This window comes from Pseudomonas sp. Z1-12 (assembly GCF_051132015.1).
Classification (GTDB): domain Bacteria; phylum Pseudomonadota; class Gammaproteobacteria; order Pseudomonadales; family Pseudomonadaceae; genus Aquipseudomonas; species Aquipseudomonas zanjanensis.
Window position 1 is genome coordinate 545,967 of the sequence record NZ_CP071647.1, and the last position, 25,117, is coordinate 571,083.

The window sequence follows — 25,117 nt, forward strand, 5'->3', positions numbered from 1 at the left end:
GGCAGCGTCGGCGAGGGTAGCGACTCATGTTGATTGCGCCGCTAGCTATCTCATCAAGCGTTGGGTAGTGCCAGTCCTTGACCCATCTGCACCGGCGAACCGGCCACCAGGTCTTCGGCCCATTTCACCTGGTTCGGACCGAACAGTACGATGGCGGTCGAACCCAGCTTGAAGCGCCCCAGTTCGGCACCTTTTTCCAGATGAATCGGCGCACGTGCGGCTTCGTCGTAACGGAAGGTTTTCAGCTCGCGCTTGGGCGGCGTCACCAGCCCGGCCCAGACGGTTTCGATGGAGGCCACGATCATCGCGCCCACCAGCACCACGGCCATCGGCCCACGTTCGGTGTCGAAAATGCACGCGACGCGCTCGTTACGGGCAAACAGCTCCGGCACGTTTTCGGCAGTGGTCTGGTTGACCGAGAAAATCCGCCCCGGGATGTAGACCATTTCCCGCAGGGTGCCCGCCAGTGGCATGTGCACGCGGTGGTAGTCCTTGGGGGACAGGTAGATGGTGGCGAAATCGCCACCCATGAACGGCGCTGCGTTGGCCGCGTCACCGCCCAGCAGTTCCAACACGCTGAAGCTGTGGCCCTTGGCCTGGAATACCCGGCCATGCTCGATCGGGCCGAGCTGGCTGACGGCACCGTCGGCGGGGCTGAGAATCGCGCCCGGGGTCTCGTCCAGCGGGCGGGCGCCGTCCTTCAGGGCGCGGGTGAAGAAGGCGTTGAAGTGCTCGTAGGCCGTCAGGTCTTCCACCAGGGCCTGGGACATGTCCACTTGGTAGCGCTTGGCAAACCACGTGGTGAAGGCGTTCTTGAACCAGCGCACGCGGCATTCGGCAATGCAGCCGGCCAGCCGCGACAGCAGGTGGTGGGGCAGCAGGTATTGGGTGAGGATGAATAAACGGTTTTTCATTAACTGTCCTTAAGAACCTTCAAAGCTCGATGGGTGTGTCGGGGTGGTTGCCCCATTCGCCCCAGGAACCGGCATAGCCTTTGACCCGTGGATAACCGAGCGCCTTGGCCACCAGGTAGGTGAAGCCAGAGCGGTGGTGAGTCTGGCAGTGGGTGATGATTTCCTTATCAGGGGTGATGCCCAATCGTTCGAGGATTTGCGGCATGTCTTTGCGGATGCGCAGGTTGCGCGCCTTGTCCATGCCGGCGGTCCATTCGAAATTGACCGCGCCGGGAATGTGTCCGCCCCGGGCCGCGACGACTTTCTCGCCAGAGTATTCCAGCGGGCCGCGAGCGTCCCAGATGGCCAGGTCGGCAGCGCCGAGACGGCTTTGCAGGTATTCACGGGTGGCGGTGGGTGCGTCGTGCAGCGTCAGGCTGACCGGACCCGCTACGGGCGCAGGGACGTCGATGGACACCGGCAGGCTTTCATCCAGCCACGACAGCAAGCCGCCGTCGAGGTAGTGGTAGTTCCCGTGGCCGATCACGTCCAGCAGCCAGATAAACCGCCCGGCCCAGCCGCCGCCTTCGTCGTCATAGACCACGTAGACCGCATCCGGGTGGTGCCCGAGTTCGCCGAACAATGCTTCCAGGTCGGCTTTGGCCGGCAGCAGCCCCGGCGCCGGCGGTTGGCCGAGCTGGGTGCGCTTGGGGTCGACGAAGCGTGCGCCAGGGATATGCCCGGTGCTGTAGCGGGCGGCGCTGGTCAGGTCCACCAGAATCAGTTCGCGGGCGTCGAGGCGCGGCAGCAGTTCGCTCGGCTCGATCACCAGCGGCAAGCCAGAGAAGTCAGGCATGTGAGGTCTCCAGGGGCGCAAAGGGAAAGGATTGTATCAAGTTCAGCGGCCGCGGTTGGTAAAGGTATGCAGGGCCCTTTCGATGCATTGCACGGTTTTGCCGAAGGCTTGCACGGTGACGTCCGAGAACGGCCCGCCGCCCTGGTCCACCGCCACCAGCATGATTACCCGGCCATTGCAGGTCAGTGAGCGTAACAGCAGGTGCTCGCCGCGGAACAGGCTGCGCAGGCCCGGCGGTAATAGCGCCGAAAACTGTGCGTTGTTGTCCGGGTTCAGGCGAACCTGGGCCTGCTGGGCCAGCAATCGTTGCAAGATTTTGCTTTGGCTGATGGTAAAGCTCATGGCCGCAGCGTCCTTGGGCAAACCGGCGGTCTGGTGAACGCGCACGCTGGTCTGGCTGCGGTCGGCCATCAGGATCATCACCCTGCGCATGCCACAGGCCACCAGGGCGTCCCGTGCCGACGAGGTCAGGTGCATGGCGTTGAGGAAGGGGCTCGGCTCCACCAGCATGGCGGAACATTGCTTGCGCCACTGGCTCAGGTCCTGGGCGCTGGGCGGCGCGGCGGGCAGCAAGCCGGGGTGGATACGGCGGCTGCCCCAAGGCCAGATCAGCGCCACGGCCGGGTGCCAGAGGTCCGGCATGGCGTGATGGCGAGCGCTGTTGGCGGCTTGTTGGTGCAACTGCTGCTGGATTTCATCCATCGACATTTGCAGATACAAACTGGTGAGGTATTGCCAGCGAGTGTTGTGAGGGCTGTCCCAGGCCTGCTGCGCCGCGAGGGCCAGGCCGTTGGCCAGCAACACGGTGTTGGCCGGCTGGTTGAGCCAGCGCCGCAGGGTTGGGTCGTCGTCCAGGCGATTCTGCTGGCGCAGCGGATGTTCGCTGTCCCGGGCGATGCGCAGGACTTTCACCAGTTCGCGGCGTTCGTTGAGCAGCAGGCGATAACCTTGCGCCACCCAGATCGGCAAACGCCAGGTCTCCACCAGCGCCAGGCAGATCTCCAGCAGGCGGACGCCGAACAGTTCGCGCTCGACCTTGCGTGCGGACTCGCCTTTATGGACGACTCGCAATTCCCATTCCCCGAGCAACCGTGGGTGAGTCAGGGCCAACGGCCAGAGCGGCGACAAGAACAACAGGCTGCCCCAGTGGATGTCTTGCCACAGCCGCGCCAGGCGGCTGGCGAAAAAACCATTGGCCTGTTGCGTGGCGTGCTGGCTGATCAATTGCAGTTGGCGCAAGGCAACAGGGATTTCGTGCCCCGGCAATGACGGCAGGCGGGCAAGCAACTCCTCGGTGCGCTTGAGGCCGAGGCGGTTGATGGCCACTTCGAGATTTTCCGCAGGCTCAGCGAGGCTGCCATGGGTGTGATGGTTGGCCTCGCGGATGACGCTCAGGGCCAGCGCGGGGCTGTCCTGCATCAGGTCGGCGATGTCGCGCAATGAGCGACGGCTGTCGGCGAGGGCCTTGCAGACCAGGTCGTGGCTGGCCTGGGGCACCGGCAGATGCACGCCGTTGAGCAGCTTCACCCAGCCGTCGAGGGTGGTCGGTCGGGGCGTTGGAACCTTGGTTTCGTTAGTCATGGCTGGACGTGATCATCGTATGAATTCTCTACGCCCGGAACGGGGCTAATTGGCTTTTCGCCAGAACAGCCTATAGTCTGGCGCAGTTTTGCCGATAAGTAGAAGAAGAGATTTTTCAGCTTCCGAATATGACCTTGAACCCGACTTAAATAAGTACTTTCTATCTATGGCTAAAATTATCGGCATCATTGTCGTGTTCGCGAGCGTACTCGGCGGATACGTGCTCTCCCATGGCAAGATTGCCGCCCTGATCCAACCCTTCGAGGTGTTGATCATCGGTGGCGCGGCCCTCGGTGCATTCTTGCAGGCCAACCCTGGCTATATGACGATGCACGTGCTCAAGAAATCCTTGAGCATGTTCGGCTCGCGTTTCAGCCACACCTTCTATCTGGAGGTGCTGGGGCTGATCTACGAAATCCTCAATAAAAGCCGCCGCGAAGGCATGATGGCGATCGAAGGCGACATCGAAGACGCCGCCGCCAGCCCGATTTTCGCCAAGTATCCGTCGGTGCTGAAGGATGACCGCATGACGGCGTTCATCTGTGATTACCTGCGCATCATGTCGTCCGGCAACATGGCGCCCCATGAGCTCGAAGGCCTGTTCGACATGGAACTGTACAGCCTCAAGGAAGACCTGGAGCACCCGTCCCACGCGGTCAACGGCATCGCCGACGGCATGCCAGGCTTCGGTATCGTCGCGGCGGTATTGGGGATCGTGGTGACCATGGCCTCCCTGGGCGAAGGCGACCAGGCGTCCATCGGCCTGCACGTGGGTGCGGCGCTGGTAGGTACCTTCTTCGGTATTTTGGCCGCCTATGGCTTCTTCGGCCCGCTGGCCCACTCCCTGGCCCATGATGCCAAGGAAGAACTCAACGTCTACGAAGCCATCAAGGCGTCCCTGGTGGCCTCGGCCTCGGGCATGCCGCCATCGCTGGCGGTGGAGTTCGGTCGCAAGGTCCTGTACCCGGCGCACCGTCCAAGCTTCGCCGAGCTGGAACAAGCGGTTCGCGGTCGCTAGTGCTTTGCTTTACAAATACGTTCCTTTTTTGGCGAGTGACTGTTGCTGCCAGACAAGGCGCCGCGACGAGTCATAGCCCGCTATGGCGAGGAGCGGCAACGCAGTATGGCAGCAACAGGCAGCGTCAAAATGGAACAGTATTTGTGAAGCAGAGCACTTAGGTTATGGAAAATAATCAACCGATTATTGTAAAGCGCATCAAGCGCATTGCCGGGGGGCATCACGGGGGCGCCTGGAAAATTGCCTTCGCCGACTTCGCCACGGCGATGATGGCGTTCTTCCTGGTGCTGTGGCTGCTGTCCACGGCAACCCCGGAACAGAAGATCGCCATCGCCGGTTACTTCAAGGACCCGGTCGGCTTTTCCGAAAGCGGCACGCCCTACATCATCGACCTGGGCGGCTCGCCGACCCTGGCGCCGGACACGACCCTCAATCCCGAGGTCAAGTCCCAGCCCCAGCCCGACAAGGTCACGGTGGATTCCGAGCAGGTCGAGGGCATGGCCGAGCAGGTCGAGCGCGAGCGTTTGGAGTTGCTGCTGCAGGAATTGCAGAACAAGGTCGAAGAGAACCCGGAACTGCAGAAGTTCAAGGACCAGATCCTGTTCGAAATCACCCCGAACGGCTTGCGCATCCAGATCATGGACGCCGAGAACCGGCCGATGTTCGATTCTGGCAGCGCACGTCTGAAGCCTTATTTCGAAGATATCCTGCTGGCCATGGCCGACACCATCAAGGCGGTGCCGAACAAAATCAGCATCAGTGGTCATACCGATGCCAAGCCTTACATCGGTAAGGGTGACTACGGAAACTGGGAATTGTCCGCCAACCGCGCCAACGCGGCCCGTCGCGCCCTGGTGGCCGGCAGCTATCCGGACGAGCAGGTGGCACGGGTAGTCGGTTATGCCTCTTCGGCGCTGTTCGACCGCAAGGACCCGTTCAACCCGGTCAACCGGCGCATCGACATCGTGGTGTTGACCAAGAAGGCGCAGAAAGCCATCGAGGGCTCACAAACCGACGATCCGGCGCCCGATCCGGTTCCGGGCGAGGGTGCACCGGGTGAAGTGCCAGCGCCACAGGCTACGCCAGGTGCAGCGGTCGATCCGAATGCGTTGCCGGCGGACCAGCAACCCATACCGGCCCATGAGTTGCGCGAGCGGCTGAACCTGTTCGACGACACCGCACCGAAACCGGCCGAGCCGCCGGCGCAGTGACCACAAAAAAGCCGACCTCGATGTCGGCTTTTTTGTGGGGCCACTGTTCACTTGAGGATTGCTTGCCTTTGTGGCGAGGGAGCTTGCTCCCGCTCGGCTGCGCAGCAGTCGCAAGACCGGACAACTCGGTCTGGCTGGAGACTGTTGGGGCCTGCTTCGCAGTCCAGCGGGAGCAAGCGCCCTCGCCACAAGAGTGATCGGCTTGATACGGCGTGCAGGTCAGTAGCTGCTTTCCGGCAGGCTGGCGATGATCGAGCGGTAGCTGTTCATCCGTTGCTGATGCACGCGACCTTCTTCCAGGGCCTTGAGCAGGGCGCAACCGGGTTCGCGGTCGTGCTTGCAGTCACGGAAGCGGCAGGTACCGATCAGCTCGTTGAACTCGATGAACCCGGCTTCGACATCGGCCCGGCTGACATGGCCCAGGCCGAATTCGCGGATACCCGGCGAGTCGATCAGTTCACCGCCACCAGGAAAGTGGAACAGCCGCGCCGTGGTCGTGGTGTGGGTGCCTTGGCCGGACAGCTCGGACAACGGCCCGACGCGGGTCTCGACTTCCGGCAGCAGGCTGTTGACCAGCGAAGACTTGCCGACGCCGGACTGGCCGACGAACACACTGATGCGCCCGTCCAACTGCTGTTGCAGTTGCTCCATGCCGTTACCGTGGTGGGCCGAGACTTCCAGCACCGGATAACCCAAGTCCCGGTAGACCGACAGCAGGGCGTTCAGCGCCGGGGCGTTGTGTTCGTCGATCAGGTCAAACTTGTTGAGCAGCAGCAACGGGCGGATGCCGGCGTGCTCGGCAGCCACCAGGTAACGGTCGATCAGGTTGGCGTGGGGCTCGGGCAACGGCGCGAACACGATAACGATCATGTCGACGTTGGCGGCCACGGGCTTGAGCTGGCCTCGGCTGTCCGGCCGGCACAGCTCAGTGTGGCGCGGCAGTTGCGCGACGATCACGCCGATGCCCTGGTTGCCGGCACGCCAGACCACCTGGTCGCCCGTCACCAGCGCCGGCAGGTTGGCGCGCAGGTGGCAGCGGAACACCTGGCCGGCCAGTTCGCCTTCCTGGGCCTCGACCTCGACCTGCACGCCGAAGTGGGCGATCACCAGGCCGGTCTGTTCAGGGCCCAGGTCGCCACCCTCCAGGGCTTCGACAGCACTGGATTCGCGTTTGGCGGCGCGGGCGGCGCGCTCACCCTGGATCTTTTCGATGCGCCAGTTTTGACGACGATTGAGTTGGCGTTTGGCCATGGGTGTTCCGTATGAAGAAATACAGCGAATAGGGTAAAACGGCGGCGAGTTTAGCACGCCCAAGGGGCTGCCTAGGCTAAACTGCGTGGCTACGCCGAGGAGCCTCCCTATGCAAAACCCGCAGAACCTGATCTGGATCGACCTGGAAATGACCGGTCTGAACCCTGACACTGACGTCATCATCGAAATGGCCACCATCGTCACCGACAGCGACCTCAACACCCTGGCCGAGGGCCCGGTGATCGCGATCCACCACAGCGACGAGATCCTGGCCGGCATGGACGAGTGGAACACCCGCCAGCACGGCGGCTCGGGCCTGACCCAACGGGTGCGTGAGAGCAAGATCAGCATGGCCGAAGCCGAAGCCCAGACCCTCGCGTTCCTGGAGCAGTGGGTGCCCAAGGGCAAGTCGCCGATCTGTGGCAACAGCATCTGCCAGGATCGTCGCTTCCTTTATACCCACATGAAATCCCTGGAAAGCTACTTCCACTACCGCAACCTGGACGTCTCCACCCTCAAGGAACTGGCCGCCCGCTGGGCACCGGAAGTGCGCGACAGCTTCCAGAAAGGCAGCACCCACCTGGCCCTGGACGACATCCGCGAGTCCATTGCCGAGTTGCAGCATTACCGCAAGCACTTCATCAAGTTCTAACCGGCACTCCAGCGGCTGGCGAGATTGCTTTTGTGGCGAGGGAACTTGCTCCCGCTGGCCTGCGAAGCAGGCCCCAACAGTTTTCCTGGAAGACTCGATTGTCTGGTTTGCGACTGCTGCGCCCGAAGCGTCGGACCGGCCGAGCGGGAGCAAGCTCCCTCGCCACAGAGGGCAGTTTGGACTTGGCGGCATGGTGTTCAGGCAGAAGACGGGGGCGCGCCCTCTTTTGGTGCCAGCCCAAACTGGCTAGACTGCGCGCCTTCCCGTATGGACCGCCATCATGTTGCTGATGCTTTATCTGATCGCCATCACCGCTGAAGCCATGACCGGTGCCTTGTCTGCCGGGCGGCGGGGCATGGACTGGTTTGGCGTGGTGCTGATCGCCTGTGTCACGGCGCTGGGTGGCGGCTCGGTGCGCGACGTGCTGCTCGGTCATTACCCGCTTACGTGGGTCAAGCACCCGGAATACCTGGTGCTGACCACTGCGGCGGCGATGTTGACGGTGTTCCTGGCGCGCTGGATGCGCCATCTGCGCTCATTGTTCCTGGTGCTCGACGCCGTGGGCCTGGTGGCGTTCACGCTGATCGGGTGCATGACGGCCCTGGAAATGGGCCATGGCATGCTGGTGGCGTCGGTCAGCGGGGTGATCACCGGGGTGTTCGGTGGCATTCTGCGGGACATCTTCTGCAACGATATTCCGCTGATCTTCCGTCGCGAACTCTACGCCAGCGTCTCGTTTGCCGCGGCGTGGTGTTATCTGCTGTGTGTCTTCCTGCAATTGCCGAACGAGCAGGCGATCCTCATCACCTTGTTTGGCGGTTTCCTGCTGCGGCTCCTGGCAATTCGCTTTCACTGGGAAATGCCGAAATTCGTCTACAACGACGAAGTCTGACGCGCGGCATGTTGGCGTAACGCCCATTCCACATGCTCGCGCACCAGCTCCGACGGATAGTCACGCCGCGCCTCCAGCGCTTGCAGCACGGGAATCGTCGACGGCGCATTGCCCAGGCCCACCGCCAGATTGCGCAGCCAGCGCTCGTAACCGGCACGGCGCAGCGGTGAACCTTCGGTGCTGCTGAGAAACTTGTCTTCGTCCCACAGGAACAACTCGGCCAGCCCGGCATTGTCCAGGTTGTGCCGCGGTTTGAAATCGCTTTCCCCCGACGGACGTGCGAAGCGGTTCCACGGGCAGACAATCTGGCAATCGTCGCAGCCGAACACCCGGTTGCCGATCAGTGGCCGCAACTCTTCGGGAATGGCGCTTTTCAGCTCGATGGTCAGGTAGGAAATGCAGCGGCGGGCATCGAGCACGTAGGGCCCGACGAAGGCATTTGTCGGACAGATGTCCAGGCACGCGGTGCATTTTCCGCAATGTTCGGTGCCGTGGGGCGGGTCTGTCGGCAGCGGCAAGTCGACGAACAGCTCGCTCAGGAAGAAATAACTGCCGGCCTTGCGGTTCAATACCAGGGTGTTTTTACCGATCCAGCCCAGGCCGGCCTGCTCGGCGATGGCTTTTTCCAGCACCGGTGCGCTGTCGACGAAGGCGCGGTAGCCAAAGGGACCGATGACCGCCTGGATTTTTTCCGCCAATTGCTGCACGCGTTTACGGATCAATTTGTGGTAATCGCGGCCCAACGCATAACGCGAGACGTAGGCTTTTTCCGGTTGGCCGAGCATCTGCGCCATCTGGGTGTCGCCCGGCAGGTAGTCCATGCGCAGGGACACCACGCGCACTGTGCCCGGCACCAGTTCCTCAGGGTGCGAGCGCTTGCTGCCATGGGCGCCCATGTAGTCCATTTCGCCGTGGTAGCCGGCCTCGAGCCAACGTTGCAGGTGTTGCTCATGCTCGGCGAGGTCCAGGCCGCTGATGCCGACCTGCTGGAAACCCAGCTCGCGGCCCCATTCCTTGATGGATTGGGCGAGGGCGGGGAGGTCTGTGGGAATGGCAGGCATGAGGCGAGAGAAACCAGAGCTGAGATGCGTATAATTCTGCCAGACATCGGAGCCCGAAGACGCATGCCGCACACTAAAGATGATTTTCCCGACGCGCTGTACAGCGCCGCGCAGGTCCGGGCCCTCGACGCACAACTGATCGCCGCGGGTATTGCCGGCTTCGAACTGATGCAGCGCGCTGCCCGTGCCACCTGGCGCGCGATCGTCCGACGCTGGCCCGGCGCCCATGAGCTGACTGTGCTGGCCGGCCATGGCAACAATGCCGGCGATGGTTACCTGGTCGCGACCCTGGCCCGGCGTGCTGGCTGGTCGGTGCGGGTGCTGACGGTGGGCGAGCCCCGGCGATTGCAGGGGGACGCCGCCAATGCCCACGCCGAGGCGGTGGCGGTAGGCGTGCCGATGGAACCGTGGTCGGATGAAGCCGAGTTGCGTGGCGTGCTGCTGGACGCGTTGCTTGGCACGGGCCTGAGTGGCGATGTGCGTGAGCCGTATGTGCAGGCCATCGATACGATCAACGTCAGCGGCCTGCCGGTCGCGGCGGTGGATATCCCCTCTGGATTGTGCGCCGACACCGGCCGGGTGTTGGGTACGGCAGTGGCGGCCGACCTGACCGTGACCTTCATTGGCTTGAAGCTGGGGTTGTTCACGGGCGAAGCGGCGGACCGGATTGGTGAGCTGGTATTCAATGACCTGCACGCCGATCCGGATATCGTTGAAGCGGCACCGGCCAATGCCCGACTGCTCCTACCTCACAATCTGCCGCATCTGACACCTCGCGCCGCCACTTCCCACAAAGGCAAGTTCGGTCACGTGCTGTTGATCGGTGGCGACCGGGGCTTTGGTGGCGCCATCCAGATGAGCGCCGAAAGCGCGCTGCGCTGCGGGGCGGGCATGATTTCGATGGCGACCCGCAGCGAGCATGTGTCCGCCGCGCTGACGCGTTTGCCGGAAGTCATGGTGCAGGGCACCCATTCGGCGAACCAATTGATGGGCTTGCTCCAGCAGGCCAGCGTGCTGGTGGTCGGACCGGGCCTGGGCCAGGCCGCCTGGGGACGCAGCCTGCTGTCGGCGGCGGCCAATGCGCCACTGCCGCAAGTGTGGGATGCCGATGCGCTGAACCTGCTGAGCGCCGGCGATGTCCGTCTTCCTGAACATTGCGTGATCACTCCGCATCCGGGCGAGGCGGCGCGGCTGCTGGGGATATCCACCGCCCAGGTGCAGGCCGATCGTCCGGCGGCGGCTCATGCCTTGAGCCAGAAATACACCGCCACGGTGATTCTCAAGGGAGCCGGCAGCCTGGTCGCCAGCCCGGACGGGCGCCTGGCAGTCTGCAGTCAGGGCCATCCGGCCATGGCCACCGCCGGCCTGGGGGATGTGCTGGCTGGCGTGGTCGGGGCCTTGCTGGCCCAGGGCATGGAAAGCTTCGAGGCCGCGTGCCTGGCGGTCTGGCTGCATGCCAATGCCGGTGCCAAGGTCGGTCGCTCGGGCCGGGGATTGGCGGCGACCGATCTGATCCCGGCCATTCGTCAGTTGTTGGAGGAGCATTCACCGTGTCTGAAGTAACCCTGTACGTGGCGGACGAACAAGCCATGACACAATTTGGCGCCCGCATCGCGCAGATCACTGCCGGCCACGGCCTGATTTTTCTCGAAGGCGACCTCGGCGCGGGGAAAACCACCTTGTCCCGTGGCATCATCCGCGGCCTCGGGCACGTCGGCTCCGTCAAGAGCCCCACGTTCACCTTGGTCGAGCCCTATGAGATCGGCGACATTCGCGCCTTCCATTTCGACCTGTATCGACTGGTGGATCCTGAGGAACTGGAATTCCTTGGTATCCGCGATTATTTCGAAGATGACGCCTTGTGTCTGATCGAATGGCCCCAGAAGGGTGCAGGCTTTTTGCCAAAGCCCGACCTGACCATTACCATTGGCGCGCAGAACGGCGGGCGTTCGCTGAAACTGACGCCGCAAGGCGCCCGTGGTGAGTCGTGGTGTGCCGCTTTGGCATTGGAAAACTAATTGATGATGGGGTTTGGTATGCGCTTTCGCGCGGTGGTTGCTGTCGTAGGACTGTTGCTTACGGCACTGGCCGTCGATGCTGTGGCCGAGACAAAGGTCAACAGCGTTCGCCTCTGGCGGGCGCCGGACAACACACGGCTGGTGTTCGACCTGACGGGGCCGGTGCAGCACAGCGTATTCACCCTGACCGCCCCGGATCGCCTGGTGATCGACATCAACGGTGCCTCCCTGGGCGCGCCATTGAACGTCGCTACCGCCAATACGCCGATTACCGCGATGCGCTCGGCCCAGCGTACGCCCACCGACCTGCGGGTGGTCATCGACCTGAAAAAAGCCGTGACCCCGAAAAGCTTCACCCTGGCCCCCAACGCCCAGTACGGCAACCGGCTGGTGGTGGACCTGTTCGACAACCCGGCCGATGCCGACCCACCGCCACCGCCGCCGACCAAGGTTGCCACGGTGCCCGCAGTGCCGGTGACCCCGACCGAGCCTGCGCTCAAGCTGCCACCGGCCCCGGCCGGCAAGCGTGACATCATCGTGGTGATCGATGCCGGTCACGGCGGCGAGGACCCGGGGGCCTCGGGCTCGCGCGGGCAACGTGAAAAAGACGTGGTGCTGGCCATCGCCCGTGAATTGCAGCGCCAGGTCAACGGCATGAAAGGCTTCCGCGCCGAACTGACCCGCACCGGCGACTATTTCATTCCTTTGCGCGGTCGTACCGAGATCGCCCGCAAGAAAGGCGCCGACCTGTTCGTCTCCATTCACGCCGACGCCGCGCCTTCGAAAGCCGCGTTCGGGGCCTCGGTGTTTGCCCTGTCCGACCGTGGCGCCACGTCCGAGACCGCCCGCTGGCTGGCCGACAGCGAAAACCGTTCCGACCTGATCGGCGGTGCCGGCAACGTCAGCCTCGACGACAAGGACCGCATGCTTGCCGGTGTCTTGCTCGATTTGTCGATGACCGCCTCGTTGACCTCCAGCCTGAACGTCGGCCAGAAAGTCCTGAGCAACATCGGTCGTGTCACGCCGCTGCACAAGCAGCGTGTCGAACAGGCCGGGTTCATGGTGCTCAAGTCGCCCGACATCCCGTCGATCCTGGTGGAGACCGGCTTCATCTCCAATTCAAACGAAGCGTCCAAGCTGTCGTCCTCCAGCCACCAGCAGGCCCTGGCCCGCTCCATCAGCAGCGGCGTGCGGCAGTTCTTCCAGCAGAACCCACCGCCGGGCACCTACATCGCCTGGCTGCGGGATTCCGGCAAGATCGCCCAGGGGCCACGGGACCACCGCGTCAACCCTGGCGAAACCCTGGCGATGATTGCCGTGCGCTACCAGGTGTCGCCCGCCACCTTGCGCAGCGCCAACAATCTCAAGAGCGATGAGCTCAAGATCGGCCAGACCCTGACCATTCCGGGCAACGAAGTGGCGGTCAAGCAATGAGTGACGAAGTGATCGGCAGCACCGCCCGCATCGAATTGCTCAGCCCTCGGCTGGCGAACCAGATTGCCGCCGGGGAAGTGGTCGAGCGTCCGGCGTCGGTCATCAAGGAGCTGCTGGAAAACAGCCTCGACTCCGGGGCCAAGCGCATCGATGTGGATGTCGAGCAGGGTGGCGTCAAGCTGTTGCGGGTGCGCGACGACGGTGGTGGTATTTCCTCCGACGACCTGCCGCTGGCCCTGGCGCGTCACGCCACCAGCAAGATCCGCGACCTGGAAGACCTTGAGCGGGTCATGAGCCTGGGTTTCCGGGGTGAAGCGCTGGCATCCATCAGTTCGGTGTCGCGCCTGACCCTCACCTCACGCACCCGCGACGCCGAGCAGGCCTGGCAGGTCGAGACTGAAGGCCGCGACATGGCCTCTCGCGTCCAGCCCGCGGCCCATCCGGTGGGCACCTCGGTAGAAGTGCGCGATTTGTTCTTCAACACCCCGGCACGGCGCAAGTTTCTCAAGGCCGAGAAAACTGAATTCGATCACCTTCAAGAAGTCATCAAGCGCCTGGCCCTGGCGCGTTTTGACGTGGCGTTCCATTTGCGCCACAACGGCAAGACTATCCTCAGCCTGCACGAGGCCCGCGACGATGCCGCCCGAGCCCGGCGCGTGGGCGCGGTGTGCGGAGCGGGTTTCCTGGAGCAGGCCTTGCCCATCGAGGTGGAGCGAAATGGCCTGCACCTGTGGGGTTGGGTCGGTTTGCCAACGTTCTCCCGCAGCCAGGCGGACTTGCAGTATTTCTACGTGAACGGCCGGGCGGTGCGCGACAAACTGGTGGCTCACGCGGTGCGTCAGGCCTATCGCGACGTGCTGTTCAATGGCCGGCATCCGACCTTCGTGCTGTTTTTTGAAGTCGATCCGGCGGTGGTGGACGTCAACGTGCACCCGACCAAGCATGAGGTGCGTTTCCGTGACGGGCGCATGGTCCACGATTTCCTCTATGGCACCTTGCACCGCGCCTTGGGCGATGTACGTCCGGAAGATCAACTGGCGGCGCCAGCGGCAGTGGCGGGCATGGTCCGGCCAACGGGGCTGGAGGCGGGCGAATTCGGGCCCCAGGGCGAAATGCGCCTGGCGGCCAACGCATTGCTGGAGCAACCCCAGCCTCAGCCGAGCTACGACACGGCCGGCAGCGGCGCTGGCAGCGGCTATCAGTATCAATACACCCCGCGTCCACAATCCAATGTGCCCGCAGCCGAGGCCCAGGCGGCCTATCGCGAGTTCTTCAAGCCCTTGCCGGAAGCCGGCGCGGCGGCGATGCCCGATGGCCAGGGCGATATCCCGCCGCTGGGCTACGCCCTGGCGCAACTCAAGGGCATCTATATCCTCTCGGAAAATGCCCAGGGCCTGGTCCTGGTGGACATGCACGCCGCCCATGAGCGGATCATGTACGAGCGCCTGAAAATTGCCATGGCCAGCGAAGGCCTGAGCGGCCAGCCGCTGTTGGTGCCCGAATCCCTGGCCGTCAGCCAGCGCGAAGCCGATTGCGCCGAAGAACATGTGGCCTGGTTCCAGCGCCTGGGCTTCGAATTGCAGCGCCTGGGCCCGGAAACCCTGGCGATCCGCCAGATCCCGGCGTTGTTGAAGCAGGCCGAGGCCAATCGCCTGGTCAGCGACGTACTGGCGGACTTGATGGAATACGGCACCAGCGACCGGATCCAGGCGCACCTGAACGAACTGCTCGGCACCATGGCCTGCCACGGCGCCATCCGCGCCAACCGGCGCCTGGCCCTGCCGGAAATGAACGGCCTGCTGCGGGACATGGAAAACACCGAACGCAGTGGTCAATGCAACCATGGCCGGCCGACCTGGACCCAATTGGGCCTGGACGACCTGGACAAACTGTTCCTGCGCGGTCGTTGATGAACCCGTTGCCACCCGCGATTTTCCTGATGGGCCCGACCGCCGCCGGCAAGACCGACCTGGCCATCGAGTTGACCAAGGTCCTGCCCTGCGAGTTGATCAGTGTTGATTCGGCCTTGGTCTATCGAGGCATGGACATCGGCACCGCCAAGCCGTCGAAAGAACTGCTGGCCGAATTCCCCCACCGGCTGATCGACATCCTCGACCCGGCCGAGGCCTATTCGGCGGCCGATTTCCGCCGTGACGCGCTCCAGGCCATGGCCGAAATCACCGCGCGGGGCAAGATCCCCCTGCTGGTGGGCGGCACGATGCTGTATTACAAGGCCTTGGTCGAGGGGCTGGCGGACATGCCAGCCGCCGATCCCGAGGTGCGCGCGCAGATCGAAGAGGAGGCCGCGCGCCTGGGCTGGCAAGCCCTGCACGAGCAATTGGCGGTCATCGACCCGGAATCGGCAGCGCGTATTCACCCCAATGACCCGCAGCGACTGAGTCGAGCCCTGGAGGTTTATCGGGTCAGCGGCCAGAGCATGACTGCCCTGCGCCAGCGACAAACTGCGCAAAGTACTGAAGCAGCCGCTTCGGGACTGCAACAATTGCCCTATACTGTCGCGAATCTGGCCATCGCTCCGGCGAACCGGCAAGTGCTGCATCGGCGAATTGAACAAAGATTCACATTAATGTTGGAACAGGGGTTCATAGACGAGGTCGTAGCCCTGCGTGAGCGAAGTGACCTGCATGCCGGGTTGCCGTCTATACGTGCGGTAGGTTATCGACAAGTCTGGGATTACCTGGACGGCAAGCTGACGTCAGCCGAGATGCAGGAGCGTGGGATCATTGCCACGCGCCAATTGGCGAAACGCCAGTTCACCTGGCTGCGCAGCTGGACTGACCTGCATTGGCTCGACAGTCTCGATTGCGACAATCTGCCACGCGCCTTGAAATACCTCGGGACCATCTCCATATTGAGCTGAGTCCTTGCAATTGCCGTCTATCCTTGGGGGTGTGACGGCCCAAGCCATCTGATTCCGATTTTTATTATTGATCCTTAAAGGAGTGCGGCACATGTCAAAAGGGCATTCGCTACAAGACCCTTACTTGAACACTTTACGTAAAGAGAAAGTTGGGGTGTCCATCTATCTGGTCAACGGGATCAAACTGCAAGGCACGATCGAGTCTTTCGACCAGTTCGTCATCCTTCTGAAAAACACCGTCAGCCAGATGGTCTACAAGCACGCGATCTCGACAGTGGTGCCCGTTCGTCCAATTCGTCTGCCTAGCGCAACCGAATCCGAAGGCGGTGACGCTGAACCGGGTAACGCCTGATAGGAGCCTCCTTTGTTCTTTGAGCGCCACGGTGGTGGTGAACGAGCCATTCTCGTTCACTTGGATGGACAGGACCCTGAGGCGCGCGAAGATCCGCAGGAGTTTCAGGAATTGGCACTTTCGGCCGGCGCCGAGACCGTCGCGTTTTTCAACGTGCCGCGTCATCGGCCAACCGCCAAGTTCCTGATCGGCAGTGGCAAGGTCGAGGAGTTGCGCGACCTGGTCAAGGCCGAGCAGGTCGATCTGGTGATTTTCAACCACATCCTCACGCCCAGTCAGGAACGTAACCTCGAACGTGTCTTCGAGTGTCGCGTGATCGACCGCACGGGGTTGATCCTCGATATCTTCGCCCAGCGCGCCCGTACCCATGAAGGCAAGCTCCAGGTCGAACTGGCCCAGCTTGAGCACATGAGTACGCGGCTGGTTCGCGGCTGGACTCACCTTGAGCGGCAGAAAGGCGGTATCGGCCTGCGCGGCCCGGGTGAAACCCAGCTGGAAACCGACCGACGCCTGTTGCGGGTTCGCCTGCGCCAGATCAAGGGGCGGCTGGAAAAGGTCCGCAGCCAGCGCGAGCAGTCGCGCCGCGGTCGCAAGCGCGCGGATATCCCGACGGTTTCACTGGTGGGTTATACCAACGCCGGCAAATCGACCCTGTTCAACAATGTCACCCAATCCGACGTCTACGCCGCCGACCAGTTGTTCGCCACGCTCGACCCGACCCTGCGCCGGCTCGACCTGGACGACCTCGGGCCGATCGTGCTGGCCGACACCGTGGGCTTCATCCGTCACCTGCCGCATAAGCTGGTCGAGGCTTTCCGGGCTACGCTCGAAGAGTCGAGCAACTCCGACCTGCTGTTGCACGTGATCGATGCCGCCGAGCCGGACCGGATGCTGCAGATCGAGCAGGTGATGGTGGTGCTGGGCGAGATCGGAGCCCAGGACTTGCCGATCCTCGAGGTATACAACAAACTCGATTTGCTCGAAGGCGTGGAGCCGCAGATCCAGCGCGATGCCGATGGCAAGCCGCAACGGGTCTGGCTGTCGGCCCGTGATGGCACCGGCCTGGACCTGCTCAAGCAGGCCGTGGCCGAGCTGTTGGGCAACGATCTGTTTGTCGGCACCCTGAAGTTGCCGCAACGTTTCGCCCGGCTTCGTGCGCAGTTTTTCGAGCTGGGGGCCGTGCAAAAAGAAGAACACGACGAAGAAGGTGTCTGCCTGCTGGCTGTTCGCCTGCCTCGGTCGGAGCTTAATCGGCTGGTCAGTCGCGAAGGGCTGCAACCGATGGAATTCATCGAGCAACACACTTTGCAATAAAAGCCTGAGAAAGCGGTGTCAGGCATTCTGTAGCATTGGTCGGCGCGCCGTGGGTGCGTCTTTGCTTTATCAGATGGAGAGCGCTATGGCTTGGAATGAGCCGGGTGGCAACTCGAATAATCAGGATCCTTGGGGTGGCAAGCGTCGTAACAACGGCGACCGCAAGGGGCCGCCGGATCTCGACGAGGCCTTCCGAAAGCTGCAGGAAAGCCTGAACGGTTTGTTCGGTGGTGGTAAAAAACGCGGTGATGAGGGCGGTGGTCGCTCGGGCAAGGGCGGCGGTTTCGGCCTGCTCGGCATCGGCCTCGTCGTGCTGGCGGCTGTCTGGCTGTACAGCGCGGTCTATGTCGTGGACGAACAGGAGCAAGCCGTGGTGCTGCGCTTCGGCAAGTACTACGAGACGGTTGGCCCGGGCCTGAACATCTATTTCCCGCCGATCGACCAGAAGTACATGGAGAACGTCACGCGTGAGCGGGCGTACACCAAGCAGGGCCAGATGCTCACTGAAGACGAGAACATCGTCGAAGTGCCGCTGACCGTGCAATACAAGATCACCAACCTGCAGGACTTCGTACTGAACGTCGACCAGCCGGAGATCAGCTTGCAGCACGCGACCGAAAGTGCCTTGCGCCATGTGGTGGGTTCCACCGCCATGGACCAGGTGCTGACCGAAGGTCGTGAGCTGATGGCGAGCGAAATCAAGGAGCGTCTGCAACGTTTCCTCGATACCTATCGCACCGGTATCACCGTCACCCAGGTCAACGTCCAGAGCGCAGCGGCACCGCGTGAGGTCCAGGAAGCCTTCGATGACGTGATCCGTGCCCGTGAAGACGAGCAGCGTTCGCGCAACCAGGCCGAAACCTATGCCAACGGCGTCGTGCCGGAAGCTCGTGGCCAGGCCCAGCGCATCATCGAGGATGCCAACGGTTACCGCGATGAAGTGGTCTCCCGTGCCAAGGGTGAGGCCGATCGCTTCACCAAGCTGGTGGCCGAATATCGCAAGGCCCCTGAAGTGACCCGCCAGCGTCTGTACCTGGACACCATGCAGGAAGTCTTCAGCAACACCAGCAAGGTCCTCGTGACCGGCAACAAGAACGGCCAGAGCAATCTGCTGTACCTGCCGCTGGACAAGATGGTCGAGAGCGGTCGAAGCACCAGTACGCCACCGGCCAGTTCGACGGCGGCCAGCAATGAGGCCAGCACCCGTGCGGCGGCGGACCTGCAACAACAGCAAGCACGTACCAGGGAGAGTCGCTGATGAGCAATAAATCGCTGATCGCCCTTATTGTCGGTGTCGTCGTGGCGATCGCTGCCTGGAACTGCTTCTACATCGTGGCTCAGACCGAGCGCGCGGTGTTGCTGCAATTCGGTCGCGTGGTCCAGGCTGATGTTCAGCCGGGGCTGCATGTGAAGGTGCCGTACGTCAACAAGGTGCGCAAGTTCGACGCTCGCCTGATGACGCTGGATGCGCCGACGCAACGCTTCCTGACACTGGAAAAGAAAGCCGTGATGGTGGACGCCTACGCCAAGTGGCGCGTGAAGGATGCCGAGCGCTTCTACACCGCGACCTCGGGCCTCAAGCAGATCGCCGACGAGCGTCTGTCCCGTCGTCTGGAATCGGGCCTGCGTGACCAGTTCGGTAAGCGCACGTTGCATGAAGTGGTGTCCGGCGAGCGTGATGCGCTCATGGCCGATATCACTCGTTCGCTGAATGCGATGGCGGAAAAAGAGCTGGGTATCGAAGTGGTCGATGTCCGGGTCAAGGCTATCGACCTGCCGAAGGAAGTGAACCGCAGCGTGTTCGAGCGGATGAGCACCGAGCGTGAGCGTGAAGCTCGCGAGCACCGCGCCAAGGGTAACGAGCTGGCCGAAGGCATCCGTGCCGACGCCGATCGCCAACGACGCGTGCTGCTGGCCGAAGCCTATCGTGAATCGGAAGAGGTCCGTGGTGATGGTGATGCCCAGGCCGCTTCGATCTACGCCAAGGCTTATGGTCAGGATCAGGAGTTCTACGCGTTCTACCGTAGCCTGCGTGCCTACCGTGAAAGCTTCGCGAACAAATCCGACGTCCTGGTCCTGGACCCAAGCAGCGACTTCTTCCACTACCTGGAAAAGTCCAAGCCTTGATGCGGCGTTGACCTGAGACACTCCGCCCGGCGGCTAAAACGTCGGGCGGGGTGATCCTTTGGGAAAACGTGTGTATGATGCGGCAGCCGGGAAATTCCCGGCTTTTTTGCGTCTGCACGTTCGATTGCGGTTTATAGGTGCAGGCGTCGGGTTGAACGACTCGACAGGTTTTTCGAGGAAAGTGCCGGGCGAGGCCGATGATGGGCCATTCGTCACGTCGCTCTTGCGCGTTTTTTGCCCAAGCTGCGCGCCTGGCGCAGGCATTTTCTGCTTCACTCAAGGCCAGTCCGAAAGCTGGCCGCCCGGACCATAGGGGAATGGCGTAATGGCAACGGTAGACCGCTGGCTGCTGCCAGATGGCATCGAAGAAGTACTGCCACCGGAAGCTGCGCGTATCGAAGTAGCGCGTCGGCAGGTGTTGGATCTGTTCCAGAGCTGGGGTTACGAGTTCGTCGTCACCCCGCATATCGAGTACCTGGAATCCCTGCTCACCGGCGCGGGCCAGGACCTGGATCTGCGCACCTTCAAGGTAATCGATCCGCAGTCGGGTCGGCAGATGGGCTTTCGTGCCGACATCACGCCGCAAGTGGCGCGCATCGACGCCCACACCCTGCGCCGCGAGGGCCCGAGCCGCCTGTGCTACGCCGGCAGCGTGCTGCATGCCCAGCCGCGCGCCTTGTCCTCTTCGCGCAGCCCGATCCAATTGGGCGCCGAGTTGTATGGCGATGCCAGCCCGAGCAGCGACGTGGAAGTCATCAGCCTGATGCTGGCCATGCTGCAATTGGCTGACGTGCCGGATGTCCACATGGACCTGGGGCATGTCGGTATCTATCGCGGCCTGGCCCGTGCGGCCGGTTTGTCCGGCGAAGTGGAGCAACAGCTGTTCGATGCCCTGCAACGCAAGGCCATCGACGAAGCCATCAGCCTGACCGAGGGCCTGCCGGCCGATCTGTCGGGCATGCTGCGGGCGCTGGTGGACCTGTGCGGCGGGCGTGAAGTATTGGTCGCGGCCCGTGAACGCCTGGCCCATGCGCCGGCGCCGGTGTTGGCCGCGCTGGACGACTTGCTGGCGATTGCCGAGCGTCTGTCGGTGCGCTTCCCCGAGTTGCCGCTGTATTTCGACCTGGGCGAGTTGCGCGGTTATCACTACCACACCGGTGTCGTGTTTGCGGTATTCGTACCAGGCGTGGGTCAGTCCATCGCCCAGGGCGGCCGTTATGACGACATCGGTGCGGACTTCGGTCGTGCCCGTCCGGCGACCGGTTTCTCCACCGATTTGAAAACCCTGGTGACCCTGGGGCGTGCTGAAGTCGAGCTACCGTCTGGCGGTATCTGGATGCCTGACAGTACGGATGCGGCACTCTGGCAGGCGGTCTGCCAGTTGCGCAGTGAGGGTCAGCGTGTTGTCCAGGCTTTGCCAGGGCAACCTTTGGCCGCCGCCCGTGAAGCGGACTGCGACCGGCAATTGATTCAGCAGAACGGGCTTTGGCAAGTATTGCCGCTGGCTTCTTGAGTTTTCCCGCCGGCCGAAGCCGGCACCAAGTTTGCGCGAATGAGGACAAGTGTTATGGGTAAGAATGTCGTAGTCCTGGGCACCCAGTGGGGTGATGAGGGCAAAGGCAAGATCGTTGATCTGCTGACCGAACATGCTGCCGCCGTAGTGCGCTACCAGGGTGGCCACAACGCAGGCCACACCTTGGTGATCGACGGTGAAAAAACCGTCCTGCACCTGATTCCGTCGGGCGTGCTGCGCGAAGGCGTCCAGTGCCTGATCGGCAACGGTGTGGTGGTTGCGCCCGACGCCTTGCTGCGGGAAATCATCAAGCTGGAAGAAAAAGGCGTACCGGTGCGCGAGCGCCTGCGTATCAGCCCGTCCTGCCCGCTGATCCTGTCCTACCACGTTGCGCTGGACCAGGCCCGTGAAAAGGCCCGTGGCGAGCTGAAGATCGGCACCACCGGTCGTGGCATCGGCCCGGCCTACGAAGACAAGGTGGCCCGTCGTGGCCTGCGCATCGGTGACCTGTTCCACCGTGAGCGTTTCGCCGCCAAGCTGGGTGAGTTGCTGGACTACCACAACTTCGTCCTGGTCAATTACTACAAAGAGCCGGCCATCGACTTCCAGAAAACCCTGGATGAGTGCATGGAATACGCCGAGCTGCTCAAGCCGATGATGCTCGACGTCACCGCCGAGCTGCATGAGCTGCGCCGCGCCGGCAAGGACATCATGTTCGAAGGTGCCCAGGGTTCGCTGCTGGACATCGACCACGGTACCTACCCGTACGTCACCAGCTCCAACACCACTGCCGGCGGCATCGCCACCGGTTCGGGTTTCGGCCCGATGTACCTGGACTACATCCTGGGCATCACCAAGGCCTACACCACGCGCGTCGGTTCGGGTCCATTCCCGACTGAGCTGTTCGACGACGTCGGTGCTTTCCTGGCCAAGCGTGGCCACGAGTTCGGTGCCACCACCGGCCGTGCCCGTCGTTGCGGCTGGTTCGATGCCGTCATCCTGCGTCGCGCCATCGACGTCAACAGCATCTCGGGCCTGTGCCTGACCAAGCTGGACGTGCTGGACGGCCTGGAAACCATCAACATCTGCGTGGGCTACAAGAACCAGGACGGCGCTGTCATCGACGCACCGACCGATGCCGACAGCTACATCGGCCTGGAGCCGGTGTACGAGCAGATGCCGGGCTGGACCGAATCGACCGTGGGCGCCAAGACCCTGGAAGAGCTGCCGGTGGCCGCGCGCAACTACATCAAGCGCGTCGAAGAGTTGGTCGGCGCGCCGATCGACATTATTTCGACGGGGCCGGACCGCAACGAAACCATCGTTCTGCGTCATCCGTTTGCCTGATAAGTCGTTGATGTAACACACAAAGGGCCCTCATTAGGGCCCTTTGTCATTTCCGCCTGCCGGGCGGCACGACACTTGCTATGCAACTCCATCAAGGCACCGCTTTTCCGAGTGCCATCAAATTAATGGCGTTTGGTAGAGGGATTTCACGTGTCGGCCGTTCTCTCACTGTTACAAAGCCGTTTACTGCGGCCTGTGTTCGTTACCCTGGGTATCGCCCTTTTGGTGCAGGTGCTGGTGGCCGTTGCGCTGACCCGAAGCACCGTCACGGCGCTGGAAGCCGACCTCGGTGCGCGGCTGGGGGCGGACAGCCAGAAGCTCTCCACCGAACTGGAGCAGGCCGGGCGCGAAGTCACGTCAAGCCTGGACAGCCTGTCCGCCAATACCCGCCAGCGACTGAACGCCGGGCTGTCCGCTCGCCTGAAGGACGAGCAGGCGCAGTTGCGTGGGACGTTGGAGAAGGACTTGAGGGATTCCGCCAATGATATGGCGCAACTCCTGGCGTCCGTTGCGCCGCGCGCCATGTGGGATAACGACGTGCCCACCCTCTCTGAATTCGCCCGTCGGGCCCAGCGCAATCCCAACGTGCTGTTCGTCATTTATGACGACGCCAATGGTGAGCACTTGACCCGCTACCTGAACCGGGAAAACCCGATCAACAAGGCGCTGCTGGAGAAGGGCAAAGGCGAGCGGGCGTTGGACAAGGTGCTGGACGCGGCGAAGAACGATCCGTCTGTGTATTACCTGGAAGCCTCGATCAACCCCAACGGCGTAGAGATCGGCAAGGTCTTGATGGGGGTTTCCACGGCTTCCGTTGAAACCGACCTGAAGGCGTTGGACCAGCGCTTCTCGGCCTTGATCGCCAGCAGCGACCAATTGGTTGGCGACAGTCTCAAGGGCGCGGCGGCTGACAGCGCCACCGCCATGCGCGGTCGCTTGGAGTCGGCCCAGGCCACGGCCACGCAGATGCAAACCAATACCGCCTCCACTGTCCAGGAGGCCGCAGGCACTTTGCGCTGGCGCATCGGCCTGGGCTTGGCGCTGGTGGGCTTCGGCGTGCTGGCCCTGCTGGCCGTGGTGCTGGGGCGTCGAGTGGTCAATCGCTTGAAACTGCTGATCGCCGCCATGAACGACCTGGCGGCGGGCGAGGGTGACCTGACCAAGCGTGTGCAAATCAACAGCAAGGACGAAATCGGCGACATGGCCTCCGCGGTCAATCGCTTTGTGGATAAGTTGCAGCCCATCGTGCGCGAGGCGGGCGATGTGGCCCAGCGTACCGGTGTGGAAATCGGCGCGATGACCCTGCGCAACTCCGGCGCCGACGCGGCGGCTGGCATGCAGCGCGATGAAGTGGCCGAGAGCCTGCGTGCGCTGTCGCAAATGGCTGACGAAGCTCAATCGGAAAGTCAGGCAATGCAGGCGGCGCTGCAACAAGTGGTGGAAATCCGTCAGGCCACCGATGAAAACACCCGGACGTCGGCCAAGGTGGGCGGCTTGATCGAGGCGCTGGCCGGCCAGGTGGACACCGGGGCGAAAGTGATCGAACGGCTGGCGCAGCAGAGCGAACAGATTGAAGTGGTGCTGACGGTGATTCATGGCATTGCCGAGCAGACCAACTTGCTGGCCTTGAACGCGGCCATCGAGGCGGCGCGGGCCGGGGAAACCGGGCGCGGGTTTGCGGTGGTGGCGGACGAGGTGCGGGCGTTGGCGAGCAAGACCCAGAGCTCGACGGGCGATATCCAGGCGCACATCGTGGCCTTGCAGCAAGGCGCTCGCGAGGCGGTGGCCGCCATTGGCCAGGCGGGGCGTCAGGCCAGCGAAGGTTTGTTGGTGTTGCGTGACAGCGCGCGGCTGCAGCAGTCGGTGCAGGCGTCTGTCGAGCAGGTGCATGCGGCCATCGGTTTGGCGACCCAGGCGGCGGCTCATCAGGCCCAGGGCGCGCAAGCGGTGCGTGGGCGGGTGGAGACCATCCATGCCCAGGCTGAAAAAGCCGCCCAGGCCGTGGTCGAGACCACCGCCAGCGGTAAGGTGCTGGACAGCCTGGCGGCGCAGTTGAAGGCAAGTTTGGGGCAGTTCAGGGCTTAGCGTTGTTTGAGCCGGCCTAATCGCGAGCAGGCTCGCTCCCACAGGTGATCTTCAGTGGATACAGATGTTGTGTCCGACATGAATCCACTGTGGGAGCGAGCTTGCTCGCGATAGCGATTTCAGCGGCTCAGCTATATTTCCAGAACCCAAAAACGCAAAAACCCGCTTTCGCGGGTTTCTGTGAGTTCCAAGGCCATGACCTTGAAGCTTGAATTGGTGCCCAGAAGAAGACTCGAACTTCCACGACCTTGCGGTCACCAGCACCTGAAGCTGGCGTGTCTACCAATTTCACCATCTGGGCAGCATCTTCAGCGTTGCCGCTGTTGATGTCGCGCACTATACGGAGCGCGTTTTGATCTGTAAACCCCTGTTTTTGTTTTAGTAATTGCCAAGCGCAAATCCAAGGGGCAGAAATGCAAAAACCCGCTTTCGCGGGTTTTTGTTGAGCTTGCAGGTCATTGTCCTGCTGCTCGAAATTGGTGCCCAGAAGAAGACTCGAACTTCCACGACCTTGCGGTCACCAGCACCTGAAGCTGGCGTGTCTACCAATTTCACCATCTGGGCAGTATCGGCAACGTGTGTACGTCGTCGATGGCGCGCACTATACGGAGCGTGTTTTTAACTGTAAACC

General features: G+C 62.6%; 21 protein-coding genes, 2 tRNA genes and 1 pseudogene. 17 read left to right on the forward strand and 7 right to left on the reverse strand.

Annotated features, from left to right (window positions below; translation table 11 throughout):
* Positions 1-53 precede the first annotated feature (53 nt).
* From asd to J3P85_RS02375, 3 genes are read right to left on the reverse strand one after another with little or no spacing between them, the layout of a single operon-like run.
* Positions 54-914 carry an archaetidylserine decarboxylase gene (gene asd, locus J3P85_RS02365; protein WP_434704770.1) on the reverse strand — a complete coding sequence of 287 codons (861 nt, stop codon included), beginning with the start codon at positions 912-914 and terminating at the stop codon, positions 54-56.
* Positions 915-933: 19 nt separating this feature from the next.
* Complete coding sequence (locus J3P85_RS02370; RefSeq protein ID WP_434704771.1) at positions 934-1,749, reverse strand: rhodanese-like domain-containing protein; 816 nt, start codon at positions 1,747-1,749, stop codon at positions 934-936.
* Between the two features lie 42 nt (positions 1,750-1,791).
* Entirely contained in the window at positions 1,792-3,330 is a 1,539-nt protein-coding gene (locus J3P85_RS02375; protein ID WP_434704774.1) for an HDOD domain-containing protein, read from the reverse strand.
* Between the two features lie 166 nt (positions 3,331-3,496).
* Here J3P85_RS02375 and motA point away from each other — a divergent pair, with 166 nt between their 5' ends.
* Together motA and motB are read left to right on the forward strand one after the other, a co-directional pair.
* Complete coding sequence (gene motA / locus J3P85_RS02380; protein WP_186707998.1) at positions 3,497-4,348, forward strand: flagellar motor stator protein MotA; 852 nt, start codon at positions 3,497-3,499, stop codon at positions 4,346-4,348.
* A gap of 164 nt (positions 4,349-4,512) precedes the next feature.
* Positions 4,513-5,559 carry a flagellar motor protein MotB gene (motB, locus tag J3P85_RS02385; RefSeq protein WP_434704775.1) on the forward strand — a complete coding sequence of 349 codons (1,047 nt, stop codon included), beginning with the start codon at positions 4,513-4,515 and terminating at the stop codon, positions 5,557-5,559.
* A 219-nt stretch (positions 5,560-5,778) separates the two neighbouring features.
* Here the strand turns inward: motB and rsgA are convergent, their stop codons facing one another.
* The gene (gene rsgA / locus J3P85_RS02390; protein WP_072407102.1) at positions 5,779-6,810 is read right to left on the reverse strand and encodes a small ribosomal subunit biogenesis GTPase RsgA; all 1,032 of its coding nucleotides are present in this window, start codon (positions 6,808-6,810) and stop codon (positions 5,779-5,781) included.
* A gap of 109 nt (positions 6,811-6,919) precedes the next feature.
* On the opposite strand from rsgA, the gene orn reads away from it, so the two are divergent.
* Positions 6,920-7,462 (forward strand): oligoribonuclease, encoded by a 543-nt coding sequence (orn, locus tag J3P85_RS02395; protein ID WP_122567314.1) that lies wholly within the window; start codon positions 6,920-6,922, stop codon positions 7,460-7,462.
* A gap of 277 nt (positions 7,463-7,739) precedes the next feature.
* Entirely contained in the window at positions 7,740-8,354 is a 615-nt protein-coding gene (locus J3P85_RS02400; protein WP_170866829.1) for a trimeric intracellular cation channel family protein, read from the forward strand.
* On the opposite strand, the gene queG is transcribed toward J3P85_RS02400, so the two are convergent.
* Entirely contained in the window at positions 8,336-9,415 is a 1,080-nt protein-coding gene (gene queG / locus J3P85_RS02405) for a tRNA epoxyqueuosine(34) reductase QueG (protein ID WP_434704776.1), read from the reverse strand. The genes J3P85_RS02400 and queG overlap by 19 nt on opposite strands.
* Positions 9,416-9,478: 63 nt before the next feature.
* Between queG and J3P85_RS02410 the strand changes: the two genes are divergently transcribed.
* The 13 genes and pseudogenes from J3P85_RS02410 to J3P85_RS02470 all read left to right on the forward strand — a co-directional run bounded on the left by J3P85_RS02410 (position 9,479) and on the right by J3P85_RS02470 (position 24,486).
* On the forward strand, positions 9,479-10,978 hold the full coding sequence (locus J3P85_RS02410; protein ID WP_434704777.1) for an NAD(P)H-hydrate dehydratase: 1,500 nt from the start codon (positions 9,479-9,481) through the stop codon (positions 10,976-10,978).
* On the forward strand, positions 10,966-11,433 hold the full coding sequence (tsaE, locus tag J3P85_RS02415; protein WP_186707990.1) for a tRNA (adenosine(37)-N6)-threonylcarbamoyltransferase complex ATPase subunit type 1 TsaE: 468 nt from the start codon (positions 10,966-10,968) through the stop codon (positions 11,431-11,433). Before J3P85_RS02410 ends, tsaE begins: the two co-directional genes overlap by 13 nt.
* 3 nt (positions 11,434-11,436) lie before the next feature.
* The gene (locus J3P85_RS02420) at positions 11,437-12,867 is read left to right on the forward strand and encodes an N-acetylmuramoyl-L-alanine amidase (RefSeq protein WP_186707988.1); all 1,431 of its coding nucleotides are present in this window, start codon (positions 11,437-11,439) and stop codon (positions 12,865-12,867) included.
* Positions 12,864-14,777, forward strand: a complete 1,914-nt coding sequence (gene mutL, locus J3P85_RS02425; protein WP_434704778.1) for a DNA mismatch repair endonuclease MutL — start codon at positions 12,864-12,866, stop codon at positions 14,775-14,777. The genes J3P85_RS02420 and mutL overlap by 4 nt, the downstream gene beginning before the upstream one ends.
* Entirely contained in the window at positions 14,777-15,748 is a 972-nt protein-coding gene (gene miaA, locus J3P85_RS02430) for a tRNA (adenosine(37)-N6)-dimethylallyltransferase MiaA (protein ID WP_434704779.1), read from the forward strand. The genes mutL and miaA overlap by 1 nt, the downstream gene beginning before the upstream one ends.
* A 91-nt stretch (positions 15,749-15,839) precedes the next feature.
* Positions 15,840-16,100, forward strand: a complete 261-nt coding sequence (gene hfq / locus J3P85_RS02435; protein WP_003186419.1) for an RNA chaperone Hfq — start codon at positions 15,840-15,842, stop codon at positions 16,098-16,100.
* Positions 16,101-16,112: 12 nt separating this feature from the next.
* On the forward strand, positions 16,113-17,414 hold the full coding sequence (gene hflX, locus J3P85_RS02440; protein WP_053117904.1) for a ribosome rescue GTPase HflX: 1,302 nt from the start codon (positions 16,113-16,115) through the stop codon (positions 17,412-17,414).
* An 85-nt stretch (positions 17,415-17,499) separates the two neighbouring features.
* On the forward strand, positions 17,500-18,672 hold the full coding sequence (gene hflK, locus J3P85_RS02445) for an FtsH protease activity modulator HflK (protein WP_434704780.1): 1,173 nt from the start codon (positions 17,500-17,502) through the stop codon (positions 18,670-18,672).
* The gene (gene hflC, locus J3P85_RS02450) at positions 18,672-19,541 is read left to right on the forward strand and encodes a protease modulator HflC (protein WP_053117908.1); all 870 of its coding nucleotides are present in this window, start codon (positions 18,672-18,674) and stop codon (positions 19,539-19,541) included. Before hflK ends, hflC begins: the two co-directional genes overlap by 1 nt.
* Before the next feature lie 325 nt (positions 19,542-19,866).
* Positions 19,867-21,054 (forward strand): ATP phosphoribosyltransferase regulatory subunit, encoded by a 1,188-nt coding sequence (locus J3P85_RS02455; RefSeq protein ID WP_434704781.1) that lies wholly within the window; start codon positions 19,867-19,869, stop codon positions 21,052-21,054.
* A gap of 54 nt (positions 21,055-21,108) precedes the next feature.
* Entirely contained in the window at positions 21,109-22,401 is a 1,293-nt protein-coding gene (locus J3P85_RS02460) for an adenylosuccinate synthase (protein ID WP_003186407.1), read from the forward strand.
* Positions 22,402-23,526: 1,125 nt separating this feature from the next.
* Positions 23,527-23,580: pseudogene (locus J3P85_RS02465) on the forward strand (hypothetical protein); the annotation flags it as partial.
* Between the two features lie 201 nt (positions 23,581-23,781).
* On the forward strand, positions 23,782-24,486 hold the full coding sequence (locus J3P85_RS02470; RefSeq protein WP_371128541.1) for a methyl-accepting chemotaxis protein: 705 nt from the start codon (positions 23,782-23,784) through the stop codon (positions 24,484-24,486).
* A gap of 214 nt (positions 24,487-24,700) precedes the next feature.
* Here J3P85_RS02470 and J3P85_RS02475 read toward each other — a convergent pair.
* Positions 24,701-24,787, reverse strand: a tRNA-Leu gene (locus tag J3P85_RS02475).
* Positions 24,788-24,963: 176 nt separating this feature from the next.
* Positions 24,964-25,050, reverse strand: a tRNA-Leu gene (locus J3P85_RS02480).
* Positions 25,051-25,117: the final 67 nt, after the last annotated feature.

Excerpts from the sequence above, each read along its gene's own strand:
- J3P85_RS02470 (WP_371128541.1), top strand. The coding sequence starts at position 23,782 with ATGGCTGACGAAGCTCAATCGGAAAGTCAGGCAATGCAGGCGGCGCTG.
- motA (WP_186707998.1), top strand. The coding sequence starts at position 3,497 with ATGGCTAAAATTATCGGCATCATTGTCGTGTTCGCGAGCGTACTCGGC.
- hfq (WP_003186419.1), top strand. The coding sequence starts at position 15,840 with ATGTCAAAAGGGCATTCGCTACAAGACCCTTACTTGAACACTTTACGT.
- miaA (WP_434704779.1), top strand. The coding sequence starts at position 14,777 with ATGAACCCGTTGCCACCCGCGATTTTCCTGATGGGCCCGACCGCCGCC.
- J3P85_RS02460 (WP_003186407.1), top strand. The coding sequence starts at position 21,109 with ATGGGTAAGAATGTCGTAGTCCTGGGCACCCAGTGGGGTGATGAGGGC.
- J3P85_RS02420 (WP_186707988.1), top strand. The coding sequence starts at position 11,437 with ATGATGGGGTTTGGTATGCGCTTTCGCGCGGTGGTTGCTGTCGTAGGA.
- asd (WP_434704770.1), bottom strand. The coding sequence starts at position 914 with ATGAAAAACCGTTTATTCATCCTCACCCAATACCTGCTGCCCCACCAC.
- J3P85_RS02375 (WP_434704774.1), bottom strand. The coding sequence starts at position 3,330 with ATGACTAACGAAACCAAGGTTCCAACGCCCCGACCGACCACCCTCGAC.
- rsgA (WP_072407102.1), bottom strand. The coding sequence starts at position 6,810 with ATGGCCAAACGCCAACTCAATCGTCGTCAAAACTGGCGCATCGAAAAG.
- J3P85_RS02455 (WP_434704781.1), top strand. The coding sequence starts at position 19,867 with ATGGCAACGGTAGACCGCTGGCTGCTGCCAGATGGCATCGAAGAAGTA.
- motB (WP_434704775.1), top strand. The coding sequence starts at position 4,513 with ATGGAAAATAATCAACCGATTATTGTAAAGCGCATCAAGCGCATTGCC.
- hflK (WP_434704780.1), top strand. The coding sequence starts at position 17,500 with ATGGCTTGGAATGAGCCGGGTGGCAACTCGAATAATCAGGATCCTTGG.
- mutL (WP_434704778.1), top strand. The coding sequence starts at position 12,864 with ATGAGTGACGAAGTGATCGGCAGCACCGCCCGCATCGAATTGCTCAGC.
- hflC (WP_053117908.1), top strand. The coding sequence starts at position 18,672 with ATGAGCAATAAATCGCTGATCGCCCTTATTGTCGGTGTCGTCGTGGCG.
- orn (WP_122567314.1), top strand. The coding sequence starts at position 6,920 with ATGCAAAACCCGCAGAACCTGATCTGGATCGACCTGGAAATGACCGGT.
- J3P85_RS02370 (WP_434704771.1), bottom strand. The coding sequence starts at position 1,749 with ATGCCTGACTTCTCTGGCTTGCCGCTGGTGATCGAGCCGAGCGAACTG.
- queG (WP_434704776.1), bottom strand. The coding sequence starts at position 9,415 with ATGCCTGCCATTCCCACAGACCTCCCCGCCCTCGCCCAATCCATCAAG.
- J3P85_RS02410 (WP_434704777.1), top strand. The coding sequence starts at position 9,479 with ATGCCGCACACTAAAGATGATTTTCCCGACGCGCTGTACAGCGCCGCG.